Source organism: Paenibacillus sp. EPM92 (assembly GCF_016586185.1).
GTDB lineage: Bacteria > Bacillota > Bacilli > Paenibacillales > NBRC-103111 > Paenibacillus_G > Paenibacillus_G validus.
In genome coordinates, this window is sequence record NZ_BCPS01000068.1 from 84538 (window position 1) to 101327 (window position 16790).

The following is a 16790-nucleotide window of genomic DNA, read 5'->3' on the forward strand; positions in this document are numbered from 1 at the left end:
AGGAGAAGGTCGTGGATTTCGGAAGACTGGTAACGGCTATGATTACCCCGTTCGATGAGAATCTTAACGTCGACTGGGCACAATTCGAGAAAGTAATGGACTATTTGATTGACGACCAACAAAGCGACAGCCTCGTCATTTGCGGCACGACGGGGGAGTCCCCGACTCTCACCGAGGAAGAGAAGCTGCAATCGTTCAAAGCGGCCGTTACGCATGCGAGAGGACGGGCGAAAATTATTGCCGGCACGGGCAGTTACGACACGGCCCACTCGATTCATTTGTCCAAGGAAGCGGAGAAGCTCGGCGTCGATGCGCTGCTGCTTGTCGCACCCTATTACAACCGTCCGACGCAAGAAGGGCTGTACCAGCATTTCAAAGCGATCGCAGAATCCGTTTCGATTCCGGTTATTTTGTACAACGTTCCGGGCCGTACTAGCGTGAACATCGATGCGCAGACGACGATTCGGCTCTCCCAAATTCCGAACATCGTCGCGACGAAAGATTGCGCGGGCACTGACCAATTAACGCAAATCGTGAGCGGCGCTGCGTCCGGGTTTCGCGTGTATACCGGCGATGACAGCATGACGCTGCCGGCCTTATCGGTCGGAGCGTACGGCGTGGTCAGCGTAGCCAGTCATGTAATTGGAAAAGAAATGAAAAATATGATAAACTGCTACTTGCAGGGGAACGTACAGGAAGCGGCTAAGCTGCATGGGCAGCTTTTGCCGATTTTCAGCGGATTGTTCTTCCGCCCCAACCCGGCCCCGGTGAAATATGCGCTTAACCTTCGAGGGGTTTCGGTCGGTGGCGTACGGCTCCCGCTCGTGGATGTGACCGAACAAGAAGGACAATTCATTGCGTCCCTATTTGCATGAAGTCTTCGATGAATCGGTGCCGTTCGCGGCATCGGTTTTCTTTTTTTAGGAGATGCTAAGCAGTACCCGGCACAGGGATGAGCGGTATTTACGGTTTACTTGTAATGGCAAGATTCTTTCATGTATAATGGTGGCAAGTGACTGGTGCGGTTTATGAATTGGTTAATCGTTCATATGGAAAATCGTCGTCAAATCAACCAAGGAGGTTTATACGTTGTCAAAGAAAAATATAGACAAACTTTCGATTTTTGCCCTAGGCGGCGTGGGTGAAATCGGTAAAAACATGTATGTGATTCAGTATGCGAACGACATCGTCGTTGTCGACTGCGGCTTGAAATTTCCAGAGGAGGACATGCTCGGTATCGACATCGTAATCCCGGATATTTCATACTTGACGGAAAACCGCGATAAAGTTCGCGGTATTCTGATTACGCACGGACATGAAGATCATATCGGCGGCTTGCCGTATGTACTCAAGCATCTGAATGTGCCTATTTACGGAACCCGGTTAACCTTGGGGTTAATCGAAACGAAATTGAAAGAAGCGGGCTTGCTTGGCGAAACGAAGCGTCATGTGATCACAGCGGATTCGGAATTGAAAATGGGTTGCATTACAGCGACGTTCTTCAAAACGAACCACAGTATTCCGGATTCCGTCGGGGTTTGCCTGGAAACGCCGGAAGGGAACGTGGTGCACACCGGAGACTTCAAATTCGATCAAACGCCGGTTAACGATCAGTACGCCGATTTGCACAAAATGGCGGCTATCGGACAAAAAGGTGTACTGGCCCTGTTGTCCGACAGTACGAACTCCGAGCGTCCGGGCTATACCGGATCGGAACGCAGTGTCGGCGCAGAAATCGAAGAGGTGTTCCGCAAAGCGAAGCAGCGCGTCATTATTGCAACGTTCGCGTCCAATATTCACCGGATTCAGCAGGTTGTCGACGCTTGCGTGGCAACGCGTCGTAAGCTGACCGTTATCGGGCGCAGTATGGTGAATGTCGTATCGATCGCCAGCGAACTCGGTTACCTGAACATTCCGGACGGTATGCTGATCGAGCCGGAAGAAGTGAACAAGATGGCAGGCGATCGCGTAGCCATTTTGTCGACAGGCTCTCAGGGCGAACCGATGTCCGCGTTAACGCGTATGGCTCGATCGACGCACCGCAAGGTCGACATTTTGCCGGGAGATACCGTCATTATTGCGGCGACTCCGATTCCGGGCAACGAGCGTTACGTCGGGCGTACGGTGGATGAGCTTATGCGCATCGGCGCGCATGTAATTTACGGACCGGGCTCGATAACCGGTGTGCACGTTTCCGGACACGGCAGTCAAGAAGAACTGAAGCTGATGCTGAATATGATGAGGCCTAAATATTTCATTCCGATTCACGGTGAGTATCGGATGCTGCGGCAGCACGGCTTGTTGGCCGAATCCGTCGGCATTCCGCGCGAAGACATCTTCATCGTGGACAACGGTGAAACCGTCGAAATTCAAGACGGCGTCGCTCGCAAAGGTTCGAAAGTGCCGGCGGGCAACATCTTGATCGACGGTTTGGGCGTAGGCGACGTAGGCAACATCGTGCTTCGCGACCGCAAGCTGCTGTCCCAGGACGGCATTCTGGTCGTCGTCGTAACGTTGAGCAAACAGGATGGTGCGATTTTGTCCGGTCCGGACATCATCTCCCGAGGTTTCGTGTATGTGAGAGAATCCGAAGGTCTGCTTGACGAGGCGAACCGGATCGTGACGAGCACGCTCCATCGCCTGATGAATGAAAACGTAAATGAGTGGGCATCGCTCAAAACGCATGTAAAAGATGCACTCGGACGATTTTTATATGAACAAACCAGAAGAAGACCGATGATTCTCCCGATTATTATGGAAGTCTAGTCACTCGCATTAGTCACTTGAACCCTAAGTTATATAAACGTTAAAGCTTCCTTGTTCGGCCGTTGCCGGGTAAGGAAGCTTTTTCTATACGTGCATATTATTGGCGAAGCGTACCATACTAAAGAAGATTTGGATACTTAGTAGGGGGAATTTGCCATGCTGACGAACAGACAGGATCAACAGCCGCAACAACAGCCGCAGACAGCTCAGGGGCAGGACGAAAACCGCAAGAACGGAGCGGTTGAAGCCATCCAGCAGCTGGGTCAAACCGTCGTGCCGAGCGGCGAATCGAATATCTTTTGCATGACGATCATCGGTCAAATAGAAGGACACATGGTGCTGCCGCCGCAGAACAAGACGACAAAGTACGAGCATCTGATCCCGCAGCTCGTAGCGGCCGAACAAAATCCGAAAATTGAAGGCGTGCTGATCATTCTCAACACGGTGGGAGGCGACGTAGAAGCGGGGCTGGCCATCGCCGAAATGATTGCCACCTTGTCGAAGCCGACGGTCACGCTGGTGCTTGGAGGCGGACACAGTATCGGTGTACCGATCGCCGTGTCGGCGAACCATTCCATTATCGCGGAAACCGCTACGATGACCATCCACCCGATCCGGCTGAACGGTCTGGTTATCGGTGTGCCGCAAACGTTCGAATATCTGGATAAAATGCAGGAGCGCGTCATTCGTTTCGTAACCCGGCATTCCCGTGTAGACGAGGATAAATTCAAGGAGCTTATGTTTAAAACGGGCGAGTTGACGCGGGATATCGGAACGACCGTCGTCGGGACGGATGCCGTTAGATACGGGCTCATCGACAGCTTGGGGGGAATAGGGGAGGCCATCGGCAAATTAAACAGCATGATCGAAGAACGCCGGAAAACACTCTCCGGGGGTGTGGTGCAATGACGCATTACACGATATTGCCGATGGACAAGGTCATGGAAGGCATTGACGCGATGGAGTCGGCGACGCAATTGCTGGAAATCGTCATGAACGGCGTGACGATGCAGGTACAGCCGATCAATCAAACGCAGGCTACCATCGTACGGCTCATAAGCTGCAACCCGCAAGATTTTTTAAATCCGCAGTACACCCCTGGCCGGTTAATCGAATTTAAACCGGTCTTTCCCGGCTAACCGTTTTTGCAGGCGTCCCGTTCAGCTTCGCTCCAGTTTATGGTATAATAGGCTGACGGGGGTGAATGGTTTTGGCCAAGAGGAAGAAGAGTGGCAAAGGTATCAAAACCAATTTAAAATTTGAGCTGTACGGCATCCTGATCTTAACGTTATCCGTCATCGCGCTTTCCCGTGAAGGCTCGGTGGCCCGTTCGCTCACCTATTTGTTCCGGTTCGTGATCGGGACGTGGGATTTTGTCATCCCTCTCGTATTCATATACGTCGCGTTGTACGCGATGATGAAGCGCCAGTGGCCGATTTGGCGAACGGTCCGAAAGTCGGGGATTTTGCTCATCATGCTGTCCCTGCTGCTGATGAGCCACATCAGCTTGTTCACACAGCTGTACCCTAAGGCTGATTTCACGGCAGGACAGATCGTCTTCCAGACGTGGACGAGCCTGGTCGAGGGGCTGAGTCCTTCCGAAGAGGGCCAGAACATCTTGACCGACGGTGTAGGCGGCGGGATGACGGGTTCCTTACTGTATGCGGCATTGTATTTCATGTTCGGCAATTTGGGAGCGCGGCTCATTCAATTTACGCTGGTTGTAGCCGGCTTTATTCTGGTTACCGGGTGGTCGTTCGGCGATCTGGCAGCCAGGCTGCAGGGACGCAAGCCGTTCAAGGATACGCTGCTCGGGCAATTCCTAAAGCGGAAGATGATGGAGCGGAAAGCGGCCAGAGCATCCGAGGCGGCCGCAGCGGCCGCAGCGACCGCGGCAGCGCGCAAGAAGAAAGCGGCGGCTGTTCTCGCAATGCCGATCGACGAAGACTTCGACGAAGAAACGTACAGACCGGAGCCTAAGGCTCGCAAATCCGCGGCCAAGAAACGGTCTTTGTTCTTTGAGCTGTTAAAACCTTCGGAGGACGGCGGGAAGAAAGCGCGCGTTTCCTCGAAACGAACTAAGGATGAGACGTACTCGGAGGCGGACGAAGAAGTAACGGTATACTCCGCTTATGCCGGGGAAGAACCCGATTCGAACGATGGCAACGATGCGAAAGAAGCCGCGGGATACGACTCGGCGATTCCGGTTATTCGCGATTTTCAGGAACAAGTGCGGCAAGAAAGCTATGACGAGAACGAATTGAGCGGACAGCCGCAAGCCTCTGTTACGGGGGCGGCGACCGCAGCAGCCGATCCGGCGGCGCAGCCGCAAGAGCAGCAGAGCCTCGATACCGCGAACGGTGAAGACTTTGACATCAAGACGAAGCCGCTGACGATACCTTACGAACTGCCTTCGCTGCAGCTTTTATCCAAGCCGGCTTCGGGGAAAGGCGCCGATTCGCTGGACTACAAAGCGGTCGCCCGCAAGCTGGAAGCGACGCTGGAAAGCTTTGGCGTCCGCGCCAAGGTGCTCGAAGTGGTGCGGGGGCCGGCGGTGACGCGTTACGAAATTCAGCCTGACGTCGGGGTGAAGGTTAGCCGCATCGTCAGCTTGACCGACGATATCGCGCTGGCGCTCGCCGCTAAGGACATCCGGATGGAAGCGCCAATTCCCGGTAAATCGGCAATCGGCATCGAAGTGCCGAATACCGAGGTGTCGATCGTTACGATGCGTGAGGTCATGGAGACGGCAGCCTTTCAGGATGCCGCCTCCAAGCTGTCAATCACGCTCGGCCGCGACATTTCCGGCCAGCCGATCGTCGGCAACTTGTCGAAGATGCCTCATATGTTGGTTGCGGGGGCTACAGGTTCAGGGAAATCGGTGTGCGTCAACGGCATTATCACGAGCATTTTATTCAAAGCGAAGCCGGATGAAGTCAAGTTTCTGATGATTGACCCGAAGATGGTCGAATTGAATGTGTATAACGGTATTCCGCATTTGCTGGCGCCCGTTGTCACCGATCCGAAGCGCGCTTCGCTGGCCTTGAAGAAGGTCGTCGTCGAGATGGAGAAACGGTATGAACTGTTCTCTAAGAGCGGCACACGAAATATCGAGGGCTACAATAACATGCTGGTGGAAACGCAAACCGGTGCTCCGCTGCCCTATATCGTTGTCATCGTCGACGAGTTGGCCGACCTGATGATGGTCGCCGCCAATGATGTCGAAGATGCGATTTGCCGCTTGGCGCAAATGGCGCGCGCGGCCGGTATCCACTTGCTGATTGCGACCCAACGGCCTTCCGTAGACGTGATCACCGGCGTGATCAAGGCGAACATTCCATCGCGGATCGCCTTCGGCGTATCGTCGCAAGTCGACTCGCGAACGATTCTTGATTCAGCCGGAGCGGAAAAGCTGCTTGGCCGGGGTGATATGCTTTATTTGCCGATGGGCGCGTCCAAACCGGTCCGCGTGCAGGGGGCCTTTTTATCCGACCAGGAGGTCGAATCCGTTTGTAATTTCGTGCGCACCCAGCGCCAGGTCGAATACGTTGAAGATATGGTACCGCTTGTGGAGGAGAAACAGGACGATCAGGACCTGTTTGAGGACGAGCTTTACGATCAAGCGGTGCAAATTATTTTGGAGGCGAAGCAGGCGTCCGTATCGCTGCTGCAGCGCCGTATGCGCGTCGGGTACACCCGTGCGGCGAGGCTGATCGATACGATGGAAGCGCGGGGTATCGTAGGGCCGTACGAGGGCAGTAAGCCCCGCGAGGTGCTGATCTCCATGGAGCAGTACGAAATCAACCGAATGAGCTCCTAGCGAGGTTGAAGGATGCATTACGAAAGTATTGAATAGAAGCGGCATCCCTTTCTCATAATAACCCTTAAATAGGTCTGACATCATGAGAGTGGGAAAGGTGAGTTGCCGCGAATGAACAAACGATTGATTGTCATCACCGTTAGTTTGGTAGTTGTGTTATTTGCCGGGTTGGAGCTCAAGCACCGCTTACATACCGAGCAAACGTTCAGCAAGAACGAAATCAGGTACGGAACGTCCGGAACAGCAGACGTGTACGAGTTGCAGGGGCGTTTGAAATTCCTAGGCTTTTATAAAGGAGACGTCGACGGAGACTTCGGCTATCAGACGTTAAGGTCGTTGAAATGGTTCCAGTCGGAATTCGGCCTGAAAGCTGACGGCATTGTCGGCGACAAAACAAAGGTAAAGCTGTGGGAAGCCACCAAAGACTGGAAGGCCAAGCACGACGAGCTTCCGCCTTGGGTCCCCGGCAGTTCGAAGGGCAACGCTCCGGCGAACAATGCGGCAGGCGGCGGAGCTGCCCCGAGTACAGGCGGAACGGCGCCTGCGCCGACAGGCATGACCCCGTCCACGAGACTCGGTCTATCGCTTCAGGATATGAAGCTGATGGCGAACGCCGTTCACGGCGAAGCGCGAGGAGAGCCGTACATCGGGCAGGTGGCGGTGGCCGCTGTTATCCTTAACCGCGTCAACTCCCCGAGCTTTCCGAACACGGTCTCAGGCGTTATTTTCCAGCCGGGCGCCTTCACGGCTGTGGCTGACGGCCAAATTTGGCTGGAGCCGAACGAAACGTCGTTCAAAGCGGTCCAGGATGCGCTGAACGGCTCAGACCCTTCGGGCGGCTGCCTGTACTATTTTAACCCGGCCACGGCGACTTCAAAGTGGATTTGGACCCGTCCGCAGGTGAAAACGATAGGGAAACATATCTTTTGCAAATAACCTGTAAATAACTCGGCGAAGAAGTGACCGCTTTGCGGTTGCTTCTTCTGTTTATAGAGGAATATAATGGAATAACCGGAAAGGCGGTAGACCGATGTCGAGAGGGGTTGTTGCAGCTTTGAAGCATATCCAACTTGAACGGGGAACCGTGCGCGGGCTACGCGTGCATGTGCTCCCGACCGAGCAATTTAAAACGTTTGCGATTTCCGTATATATCGGGTGTCCGCTGAAGGAGGACACCGTGACGCCGACCGCTTTGATTCCGTTCGTGCTGCGCCGGGGCAGCCGGGCTTATCCGGAAACGAAACAATTCCGGGAGCGGCTGGACGATTTGTACGGCGCCGGCTTCGGCTTTGACGTTTACAAGCGCGGCGATTATCAGATGGTGCAGTTTCGGATGGACGTTATTCAGGATGATTTTGTCTCAAGCAAGGAATCTTTACTGTCACAGGCGCTGCAGTTTTTAGGCGAGGCGGTGACACAACCGGCGATGGACGCCGATCGGTTGAGGGCCAAATATATCGAATCGGAGAAAACGACCGTCCAGAAGCGGTTGGAAGCGATCGTCAACGATAAGATTCGCTATGCAGCCGAACGCTGCATCGCGGAGATGTGCAAGGAGGAGCCGTATCGGCTGCATCCCCTCGGTCGTATTGAAGATTTGGCAGCCATTGATTCCGATCTGCTGACGAACCGTTACCGTCAATGGCTCGCTCAGGCGCCGATTGACGTGTATGTAGTCGGCAACACCAGTTTAAGCCAGGTACTCCCGTTGATCGAGCGTTCCTTTCAGCTTGGCGACAGCCGCGGAACCGCTCAACCGGGCTATGCCTTGAAGGCGGAGCATCGTCAAGTGACGAAGGTGAACGAAGTGGTGGAACGCCTTGACCTCAATCAAGGCAAGCTGAATATGGGGCTGCGCATCCCGACTTCGTACGGTGACGATTCGTATCCGGCCGCTCTCATGTACAACGGCATTCTGGGCGGTTATCCGCACTCCAAGCTGTTCACAAACGTCAGGGAGAAGGCGAGTCTGGCCTATTACGCTTCGTCCCGACTGGATGGACATAAAGGCATTCTCACGATACAATCCGGCATTGAAATCGGGAACTACGAGAAGGCGGTTCAAATCATTAAAGACCAGCTTCAGGCGATGAAAGACGGGCAGATTAACGACACCGAGCTGCAGCAGACGAAAGCAATGATAACCGGACATTTGCGCGAGCTTCAAGACTCAGCGTTCGAGTTAATCGCCTTCGACTTCAATAACCGGTTGTCGGGAGCGGAGCGCACCGTGCCGAAGCTGATTGAAGCGGTGGAGCAGACGACGCCTGCCGACATACAGCGGATCGCCCGGCAAACCGAGCTGGATACGATTTATTTTTTAACCGACAGCAAAGGGGGACAATAAATGCAAACGATCCCTTACCCGCAAGTCAAGGAAACGCTTTACAGCGAGCAGCTTCCTAACGGATTGACGGTATTCATTTTGCCGAAAGAAGGATTTCAAAAAACATACGCCACGTTCTCAACCAAATACGGCTCGATCGATAATCATTTCCGCGTGGAAGGCCGACCGGAGCAAAAAGTGCCGGACGGCATCGCCCACTTTCTGGAGCACAAAATGTTCGAAGAGCCCACAGGGGACATCTTCTCCGTATTTGCCGCCCAAGGCGCGTCGGCCAATGCGTTCACAAGCTTCGATCGAACCGCTTACTTGTTTTCGGCGACCGGGCATATCCGGGAAAATTTGACGACCTTGCTTGATTTCGTGCAGCATCCTTACTTTACGGACGAGAATGTGGAGAAGGAAAAGGGGATCATCGGCCAAGAGATTAAGATGTACCAGGATAATCCGGATTGGCGCGTTTATTTCGGGTTAATTGAAACGATGTTTCATGTTCACCCGGTGCATATCGATATTGCCGGCACTGTCGAGTCGATTGGGGAAATTACGAAGGAAATGCTGTACGAATGCTACCATACGTTCTACCATCCGACCAATATGAGCTTATTTGTGGTCGGCGGTGTCGATCCGCAGGAAATAATGGATTTGGTTAAGCAAAACCAGGCGGCCAAGACGTTTAAGCCGCAGGGAGAGATTCACCGTCTGTTTGAAACGGAGCCTGGTGAAGTAAAGGCGCCGCGGAAGGAAAGCACGCTGCCCGTTTCCGTGCCGAAATGCTTGTTCGGCTGCAAGGAATCGAGTCAACCGCTTCGCGGCCGTGAGATGATGAAGCGGGAGCTGGCGATGAAAGTGGTGCTCGACATACTCGTCAGCCCCAGCTCGGCCATTTACCAGAAGCTGTATGATGAGCAGCTCATTTCCGACAGTTTCGGATCCGAATACAACATTGCGGAGCAATACGCATTCTCGGTAATCGGCGGCGACACCAAGGATCCGGAGCTGTTGATCAACCGGGTGAAAGAAGAAATAGACAAGGTGAAAGCGTCCGGCATCGACCGCGCCGATTTTGAACGGAGCAAGAAGAAGAAGATCGGTGCTTTCCTCCGCCAATTGAACTCGCCGGAGGCAATCGCCAACGAGTTTACGAAATACCGTTTTAAGGATATGGACCTTTTTGACATATTGCCGGTGTATGAACAGCTTTCGCTTGAAGATGTGAATGCATGCCTGGCCGATCATTTCAACTGGAACCAGCTCGCAGCGTCCATTGTCCGAAGCGAGGCGAAATGACACCAACCGGAATTAAATCTTTTACCGAACAAACTGTACTAATAACGGGGGCGAGCCGCGGAATCGGCGCGGCGATCGCCCGCCGGTTTGCCTCCGTCGGCATGAACGTCGTCATCCATTATTTGCAGTCGCATGAATCGGCGAACGAGACAGCCCGAAGCTGCATGCGGCACGGAGCCCGTGTACTAACGGTTACCGCTGATTTAAGATCGCTCGATCAAATCGAACGTATGCGCGAGAAGCTCGAACAGCACGGACTTATTCCCGATATTCTGGTTAATAACGCGGGTATTTCCCATTACGGGATGCTGTCTGATGTCACGGAAACGGAATGGGATGACATTATGAACATCAACTTAAAAGGTACGTTTCTGATGACGCGGCAGTTCATGCCCCCGATGATTGCTCAAAAATACGGGCGGATCATTAACGTTTCGTCGATTTGGGGCATCTCCGGCGCTTCTTGCGAAGTCGCATATTCGACGGCGAAGGGCGGGATCAACGCCTTCACGAAAGCACTGGCAAAGGAGCTTGCGCCCTCGGCGGTAACGGTGAACGCAGTCGCTCCCGGCGCCGTGGACACGATGATGATGGCAGGCTTCGACGCGCAGGAGAAAGCGGCGCTTGAGCACGACATTCCGGCGGGAAGGTTCGCCCAACCCGACGAAATCGCTTCACTCGTTTATTTCTTGGCGCTGCCGGAATCCGGCTATATTACCGGACAAATCATAAGTCCCAACGGCGGATGGCTGACCTGACCAACCGTATAAACTTTGCGTGTTTTGCGAATTCTAACCTTTGTAACGTCGATATCACTTCAAAGGAGGAATTGCGGCATGGCAACTGTGCTGAAGGTGTTTGAACGCTGGAAGGAATTTTTAGGAGAGCGTGTAGAGCAAGCAGAGAAAGCCGGGATGAGCGATGAGACGATATCGAAACTCGCGTTCCAGATCGGCGAGTTTTTATCCGATAAAGTCGATCCCGAGAACAAAGAAGAACGCGTCCTGAAAGAACTGTGGGATGTATGTGACGAGCAAGAAAGAAAAACGCTCGCCAAAGCTATGGTGAAGCTTGCCAAAGCGAATAATTAATCATAAGCGTCATTTTAAGCCAGCCTCCTTCCCAGGGGGCTTTTTTTGCGCTGCCTGCGCATAGCTTGGAATGGCGTTTTGAAACGTATATACTAAGGAGAAGAGCTCGGAAGATACAGAAATGAGGGTAGTAAGAAAGATGAAAGGGCTTATCCGAATCATTGCGTTGTTCCTTACCGTCGGTTTGCTCGCCGGGTGCGGCAAAAATATTCCCAGCATCGATCCGGCCTTGCTGCAAAGCAAACCTTCGCTGCTGGTAGTGACCGAACCGAACTTGGCGCCCGATACGAAGCAGCGGCTGCAAGCCGCTTTGGTGGATTGGCGCGATCACCATCAGACCGCCTTCGATTGGTTCGCTGACGTGTCGACGCTGTCGGAAGAACAATTGGAAGCGATCCGTTCCCATGCCTACGATTATATCGTAGTGGCCGGTCATGAACTGGTGCAGGCGACGCTTCCGCAAGCGGAGCAAATTGGAAACCGCAAATGGATTTTGCTTGATGATCAGGTTGTCCGGCAGACATTGTCCATCCAAGGCTCGCATATCATGGTGAAGTCGGTTCTGGAATCGCAGCTTCGCGGCGAATGGGACGAATGGGTCAGGCAGCAGCTCGTCTCCGATCGGGCGATCGAATGGGTGACTACCTCGGCGTATCCGATTCCGTCCGAATGGGCGCCGTCGGAAGAGGCCGAATACGTGTCGCTTGCGGATGCGGAAGGCTGGTACAGTCAATTACAGTTTCAGGTTCGCTCGCACGGCCCTGCTTGGATTGTCGTGTTCGCGCCGCTGGAAAAAAGTCAATTGCAGCGCATTCGCGGCTTGCAGGTGCCTGTTGTTAACATGGCGCAGACGACGGTCGAATTGAACTGGAACGAAATTCTCGTTACCTTGAGGAACAACCTCTCGAACCAGGCGTGGACCCCCGGTTTGCAGCCTTATGAGCAGCGGGAAGCGGTTGTGAAGAAGAATTTTTGAAAACCCGCCTGAAACGGGAGGAATTTATCGAATATTGTAGAATATTTTTCGTATCCCCATTTGTACAAAACCTAACATTCTATGATCGGAGAACGGACATGACGAACGAAAATAACGATAAGAAGCAATGGTATATGGAGTATAGAATACATAAGAACCGTCCAGGCTTGCTGGGCGATATCGCTTCTTTGATGGGGATGCTCGACATCAACATCGTGACGATCAACGGGGTGGAAGACCGTACACGCGGCATGCTGCTGCAAACGAATGATGAAGAAAAAGTGGAATTAATGGGTAAAATGTTAAAAAAAGTGGATAATATAACTATAACGGCTCTTCGTACGCCCAAATTGGTTGACATTTTGGCGGTACGTCACGGCCGTTATATCGAACGCGACTCGGACGATAAGAAGACGTTCCGCTTTACGCGCGACGAACTAGGACTTTTGGTCGATTTTCTTGGCGAAGTGTTCAAGCGGGATGGCAATCATGTTGTCGGCTTGCGCGGGATGCCAAGGGTAGGGAAAACCGAGTCCATCATTGCCGGCAGCGTGTGCGCGAACAAACGGTGGACGTTCGTTTCTTCGACCTTGCTTCGCCAGACGGTGCGCAGTCAGCTGTCCGAGGACGAGATGAACCCGAACAACGTGTTCATTATCGACGGTATCGTATCCACGCTGCGTTCCAACGAGAAGCATTACGGGCTGCTCCAGGACATTATGGGCATGCCGTCCACAAAAGTGATCGAGCATCCGGATATTTTCATCCGGGAATCGGAATATACGTATGATCATTTCGACTGCATCGTCGAACTGCGCACGACGCCTGATGAAGAGATTACTTATGAAAGTTTTACCGGCGGTTTCGATTCCTATTGAGGATGTCCGGCTAAAGGTTCAAAGCATACGACTCATAACGGGAAGGGGTGACAAGCGTGACCGATCTCGGTCTGTTATTGAAGAAAGCGAGAATGGAAAAGAAGATTTCGCTTGAAGATTTGCAGGAAGTGACCAAAATCCGCAAGCGCTATTTGGAAGCGATCGAAGAAGGCAACTACAAAGTGCTGCCCGGCAATTTTTATGTGCGCGCATTTATCAAGAGCTATGCCGAAGCCGTAGGGCTCGATCCGAACGAAGTGCTGCAGATGTATCAGAATGTCATTCCTGCGACGGAAACGGAGAAGGTTGAGCCGATCCGCACGACGCGCACATCGACGACCCGAAATACGGAACGTATCGGCAAATGGGCCTCCAACATCATGGTGATCTCTTTTGTCGTCCTTATTTTGGGGATTATTTATTACTTTATGAGCATCAACTACAAGGGCACGAGCGACGCCAGCAACAATTTGCCGAAGCAGATTACCGATAAGATCGAGCCGGCCGCGCCAAAAACGGATAACGGGGGAACCCCGGGCACGGGGGCAAACGGCGGCGGACAGCTCGCGCAAACGCAGCCCGAGCCGATTGCAGCGGCGCCGGTCGCGCCTGCGCCTGAGCCTAAGAACGAAGTGAAGCTGGTCAAGAGTGAGCGGGGGACCGATTTTTATGCGGTCAGCGGAACCGATAAGCTCAAGATCGAGGTGAAGGTAGTCGGCGACGAGTGTTGGATGAAGATCGACGAGCTCGGCACAAGCCGCCAACAGCTGCACGAAGGAATATTGAAGAATGGGGAAGTGAAAAGTTGGGAACTTGCCAATCCGGCTTATTTACGTTTTGGCAAAGCCAGCGCCATGGAGATTGTCATTAACGGTCAAAGCTATCCGGTCGGCAATCAGGCCAACGTGAAGAACGTGCAGGTGGACTTCCTGAAATCGTAGCCGCATCGGCGGGCATCCAAGGAGACACGCGCTGCCTTTGTGCAGAGGGTGTCTTTTTTGTTACAATAAAAACTGGTAAAATTTTGACGGGAAGGAAGTTCGATTCATGAGCAGTGAAAATTCATTCGATATCGTATCCAAGCTTGATATGCAGGAAATGAACAATGCGATCAACCAGGCGGAGAAAGAGATCGCCACACGCTTCGATTTCAAGGGCAGCAAGAGCAGCATCACCTTGGAAAAGGAAGAGCTTGTCGTCGTCTCGGACGACGATTTCAAGCTGCAGAACGTGCTCGACATTCTGCAATCCAAGATGGCCAAGCGGGGCATCTCGTTGAAAAATTTAGAATACGGCAAGGTTGAGCCGGCCGCGAACAGCACGGTGCGCCAGCGGATTAAAGTCAAGCAGGGCATCGATCAAGACATTGCCAAAAAAATCAATATCCTGATTCGTGATTCGAAGCTGAAGGTGAAAAGTCAAATTCAAGGCGATCAAATTCGGGTCACCGGAAAGAGTAAAGACGATCTTCAGCAAGTCATGCAGCTGCTTCGCAAAGCCGATTTGCCGCTGGAGCTGCAGTTCATCAATTTCCGTTAACGGCACAGAGTAGGCTTTAAACCTTGCGGATTCTAAGACCTGCAAGGTTTTTCGTGTTTTTGACACTGTTTGCGGGAGTATATTATACTTGTAGCAGACCCAATTAGAAGTAAAAGGCTTCATGCCGTTTTGGAGGAAATTTCATGACAGAGAAAGTCAAAGTGGTTACCCTGGGCTGTGAGAAAAATTTGGTCGATTCCGAGATTATGTCCGGCCTCGTCCATGAACGCGGGTACCAGCTCGTAGCCGAGAAGGAAGAAGCGACCATTATCATCGTCAACACGTGCGGCTTCATCGACGCGGCGAAGGAAGAGTCGGTGAATACGATTCTCGATATGGCGGAACTGAAAGAAACCGCGAATTTGAAAGCTTTGATCGTTTCCGGTTGCTTGACTCAGCGCTATAAGAAGGAATTGATGAACGAGATGCCGGAGATCGACGGCATCGTCGGAACGGGTGATTTCGATAAAATCAACGACATTATTGATGAAGCGCTGGCCGGGAAAAAACCGATCTTTGTCGGTAACCCGGTGTTTAACTATGAGAAGAAGCTGCCGCGCCGTTTGTCCACTCCTCGTTATACGGCTTATGTGAAGATTGCTGAAGGCTGCGATAACGCCTGTACGTTCTGCAGTATCCCGATCATGCGGGGCAAGTTCCGCAGCCGCAGCATCGAATCAATTTTGGACGAAGTGGCCCAGCTCGCCGCGCAAGGGGTCAAGGAAATCAGCCTGATCGCGCAAGATTCGACCAATTACGGTACGGATCTTTACGATTCGTTCAAGCTGCCTGAACTTATGAACCGCGTCAGCGAAGTGCCGGGCATCGAGTGGGTTCGGCTGCATTACGCTTATCCGGGATTTTTCACCGATGAGCTGATCGAGACGATTGCCGGCAATCCGAAAATTTGCAAATATATCGACATGCCTCTGCAGCACAGCGAGGACGGCATCCTGAAGCGGATGCGCCGTCCGGGACGGCAGCGCGACGCGCGGGAGCTGATCCGCAAAATCCGCGACCGCATTCCGGGCGTATCGCTGCGCACCTCGATTATCGTCGGTTTCCCGGGAGAGACGGACGAAGACTTCGAGAAGCTCAAAGCGTTCGTTCGCGAAGTAAAGTTCGACCGGCTAGGCGTCTTTACCTATTCGAAGGAAGAGGATACGCCGGCATCCCGGTTGCCGGATCAAGTGGCAGACGACGTGAAGGAATACCGGGCCAACGTGCTGATGGAAATACAGCGTGAAATCTCGAATGAACGCAACAGCGATCGGATCGGCCAAGTGATCGACGTGCTGATCGAAAAATACGACGGCCGGAACGATGTTTATGTCGGGCGTTCGCAGTTCGACGCGCCGGAAATCGACGGCGAGGTGTTTGCCCGCGGCGCCGATTTGCAGATCGGCGAAATTGCCAAGGTTCGCATTACGCATTCGTTCGAATTTGATCTGTCCGGGGAGGTTGTGGCATGAATTTAGCCAACCGGATTACGTTGGCGAGAATTTTTTTAGTACCGATCATCATGTTCTTCCTGCTCATTAACGTCAAATTCCCGCATGTCCGGATCGAGCAATTTACGATTACGTACAATCAGATTATCGCTGCGCTGATCTTTATTATTGCGGCCAGCACGGACAGCCTTGACGGTTATATCGCGAGAAAACGGAAGCTTGTCACGAATCTGGGCAAGCTTCTGGACCCGCTTGCCGACAAGCTGCTCGTATCCGCCGTACTCATCTCTCTGGTCGAGATGGATAAACTGGACGCCTGGATTGCGATTGTGATCATCAGCCGGGAGTTTGCAGTCACCGGCCTGCGTCAAATCGCTCTGCTGGAAGGCACCGTCATGGCTGCAAGCAAATGGGGCAAGTGGAAGACGGCGACGCAAATCACGGCGATTATTGCGCTTCTTATCAACAACTTCCCGTTTGCTTTCATCGATTTCCGTTTCGATCTCGTAGCCAGCTGGATAGCTGCAATTATTACGCTTTATTCCGGCTTCGATTATTTTATTAAAAACAAACACGTTATCAATTTCGACGACAAGAAACAGTAGGGCGACCTATTGTTTTTGTTGTATCCGGAG

At 52.7% G+C, this 16790-nt stretch carries 16 protein-coding genes; all 16 read left to right on the plus strand.

From position 1 onward, the window contains the following. The first annotated feature begins 11 nt into the window (after nt 1-11). The 16 genes from dapA to pgsA all read left to right on the plus strand — a co-directional run bounded on the left by dapA (nt 12) and on the right by pgsA (nt 16760). A complete protein-coding gene (gene dapA / locus JMF85_RS15480; protein ID WP_127604479.1) occupies nt 12-875 on the plus strand; it encodes a 4-hydroxy-tetrahydrodipicolinate synthase in 864 nt (287 codons plus the stop codon). Between the two features lie 214 nt (nt 876-1089). Further along, nucleotides 1090-2766, plus strand: coding sequence for a ribonuclease J (locus tag JMF85_RS15485; protein ID WP_054799141.1), 1677 nt, complete (start codon nt 1090-1092; stop codon nt 2764-2766). 156 nt (nt 2767-2922) lie between these two features. Next, nucleotides 2923-3675, plus strand: a complete 753-nt coding sequence (locus JMF85_RS15490; protein ID WP_155614341.1) for a ClpP family protease — start codon at nt 2923-2925, stop codon at nt 3673-3675. Further along, a complete protein-coding gene (locus tag JMF85_RS15495) occupies nt 3672-3905 on the plus strand; it encodes a YlzJ-like family protein (RefSeq protein WP_127604477.1) in 234 nt (77 codons plus the stop codon). Before JMF85_RS15490 ends, JMF85_RS15495 begins: the two co-directional genes overlap by 4 nt. 65 nt (nt 3906-3970) lie before the next feature. Further along, nucleotides 3971-6586: an FtsK/SpoIIIE family DNA translocase gene (locus tag JMF85_RS15500; protein ID WP_372814083.1), complete on the plus strand. Its 2616-nt coding sequence runs from the start codon at nt 3971-3973 to the stop codon at nt 6584-6586. A 111-nt stretch (nt 6587-6697) separates the two neighbouring features. Further along, a complete protein-coding gene (gene sleB / locus JMF85_RS15505; protein WP_201318470.1) occupies nt 6698-7522 on the plus strand; it encodes a spore cortex-lytic enzyme in 825 nt (274 codons plus the stop codon). 94 nt (nt 7523-7616) lie between these two features. Further along, a complete protein-coding gene (yfmF, locus tag JMF85_RS15510; RefSeq protein WP_127604471.1) occupies nt 7617-8933 on the plus strand; it encodes an EF-P 5-aminopentanol modification-associated protein YfmF in 1317 nt (438 codons plus the stop codon). Beyond that, nucleotides 8934-10220 carry an EF-P 5-aminopentanol modification-associated protein YfmH gene (gene yfmH, locus JMF85_RS15515; protein WP_127604469.1) on the plus strand — a complete coding sequence of 429 codons (1287 nt, stop codon included), beginning with the start codon at nt 8934-8936 and terminating at the stop codon, nt 10218-10220. Next, nucleotides 10217-10978 carry an elongation factor P 5-aminopentanone reductase gene (ymfI, locus tag JMF85_RS15520; RefSeq protein WP_201318471.1) on the plus strand — a complete coding sequence of 254 codons (762 nt, stop codon included), beginning with the start codon at nt 10217-10219 and terminating at the stop codon, nt 10976-10978. The genes yfmH and ymfI overlap by 4 nt, the downstream gene beginning before the upstream one ends. Nucleotides 10979-11056: 78 nt before the next feature. Beyond that, nucleotides 11057-11311 (plus strand): DUF3243 domain-containing protein, encoded by a 255-nt coding sequence (locus JMF85_RS15525; RefSeq protein WP_054795802.1) that lies wholly within the window; start codon nt 11057-11059, stop codon nt 11309-11311. A gap of 121 nt (nt 11312-11432) precedes the next feature. Next, nucleotides 11433-12287 (plus strand): hypothetical protein, encoded by an 855-nt coding sequence (locus JMF85_RS15530; protein WP_230876010.1) that lies wholly within the window; start codon nt 11433-11435, stop codon nt 12285-12287. Between the two features lie 98 nt (nt 12288-12385). Further along, the gene (locus tag JMF85_RS15535) at nt 12386-13165 is read left to right on the plus strand and encodes a DUF3388 domain-containing protein (RefSeq protein ID WP_127604464.1); all 780 of its coding nucleotides are present in this window, start codon (nt 12386-12388) and stop codon (nt 13163-13165) included. Nucleotides 13166-13221: 56 nt separating this feature from the next. Further along, entirely contained in the window at nt 13222-14106 is an 885-nt protein-coding gene (locus tag JMF85_RS15540; RefSeq protein ID WP_127604462.1) for a helix-turn-helix domain-containing protein, read from the plus strand. 106 nt (nt 14107-14212) lie between these two features. Next, nucleotides 14213-14704 carry a YajQ family cyclic di-GMP-binding protein gene (locus tag JMF85_RS15545; RefSeq protein ID WP_127604460.1) on the plus strand — a complete coding sequence of 164 codons (492 nt, stop codon included), beginning with the start codon at nt 14213-14215 and terminating at the stop codon, nt 14702-14704. Nucleotides 14705-14847: 143 nt separating this feature from the next. After that, nucleotides 14848-16176 carry a 30S ribosomal protein S12 methylthiotransferase RimO gene (gene rimO, locus JMF85_RS15550; protein ID WP_141333910.1) on the plus strand — a complete coding sequence of 443 codons (1329 nt, stop codon included), beginning with the start codon at nt 14848-14850 and terminating at the stop codon, nt 16174-16176. Next, entirely contained in the window at nt 16173-16760 is a 588-nt protein-coding gene (pgsA, locus tag JMF85_RS15555; RefSeq protein WP_127604456.1) for a CDP-diacylglycerol--glycerol-3-phosphate 3-phosphatidyltransferase, read from the plus strand. The genes rimO and pgsA overlap by 4 nt, the downstream gene beginning before the upstream one ends. Nucleotides 16761-16790: the final 30 nt, after the last annotated feature.

Bases quoted from the DNA above. Each gene is read 5' to 3' on its own strand.
- JMF85_RS15495 (WP_127604477.1), top strand. From the start codon at position 3,672: ATGACGCATTACACGATATTGCCGATGGACAAGGTCATGGAAGGCATT.
- JMF85_RS15530 (WP_230876010.1), top strand. From the start codon at position 11,433: ATGAGGGTAGTAAGAAAGATGAAAGGGCTTATCCGAATCATTGCGTTG.
- JMF85_RS15525 (WP_054795802.1), top strand. From the start codon at position 11,057: ATGGCAACTGTGCTGAAGGTGTTTGAACGCTGGAAGGAATTTTTAGGA.
- sleB (WP_201318470.1), top strand. From the start codon at position 6,698: ATGAACAAACGATTGATTGTCATCACCGTTAGTTTGGTAGTTGTGTTA.
- JMF85_RS15490 (WP_155614341.1), top strand. From the start codon at position 2,923: ATGCTGACGAACAGACAGGATCAACAGCCGCAACAACAGCCGCAGACA.
- yfmH (WP_127604469.1), top strand. From the start codon at position 8,934: ATGCAAACGATCCCTTACCCGCAAGTCAAGGAAACGCTTTACAGCGAG.
- JMF85_RS15535 (WP_127604464.1), top strand. From the start codon at position 12,386: ATGACGAACGAAAATAACGATAAGAAGCAATGGTATATGGAGTATAGA.
- ymfI (WP_201318471.1), top strand. From the start codon at position 10,217: ATGACACCAACCGGAATTAAATCTTTTACCGAACAAACTGTACTAATA.
- pgsA (WP_127604456.1), top strand. From the start codon at position 16,173: ATGAATTTAGCCAACCGGATTACGTTGGCGAGAATTTTTTTAGTACCG.
- JMF85_RS15545 (WP_127604460.1), top strand. From the start codon at position 14,213: ATGAGCAGTGAAAATTCATTCGATATCGTATCCAAGCTTGATATGCAG.
- yfmF (WP_127604471.1), top strand. From the start codon at position 7,617: ATGTCGAGAGGGGTTGTTGCAGCTTTGAAGCATATCCAACTTGAACGG.
- rimO (WP_141333910.1), top strand. From the start codon at position 14,848: ATGACAGAGAAAGTCAAAGTGGTTACCCTGGGCTGTGAGAAAAATTTG.
- JMF85_RS15500 (WP_372814083.1), top strand. From the start codon at position 3,971: ATGGTTTTGGCCAAGAGGAAGAAGAGTGGCAAAGGTATCAAAACCAAT.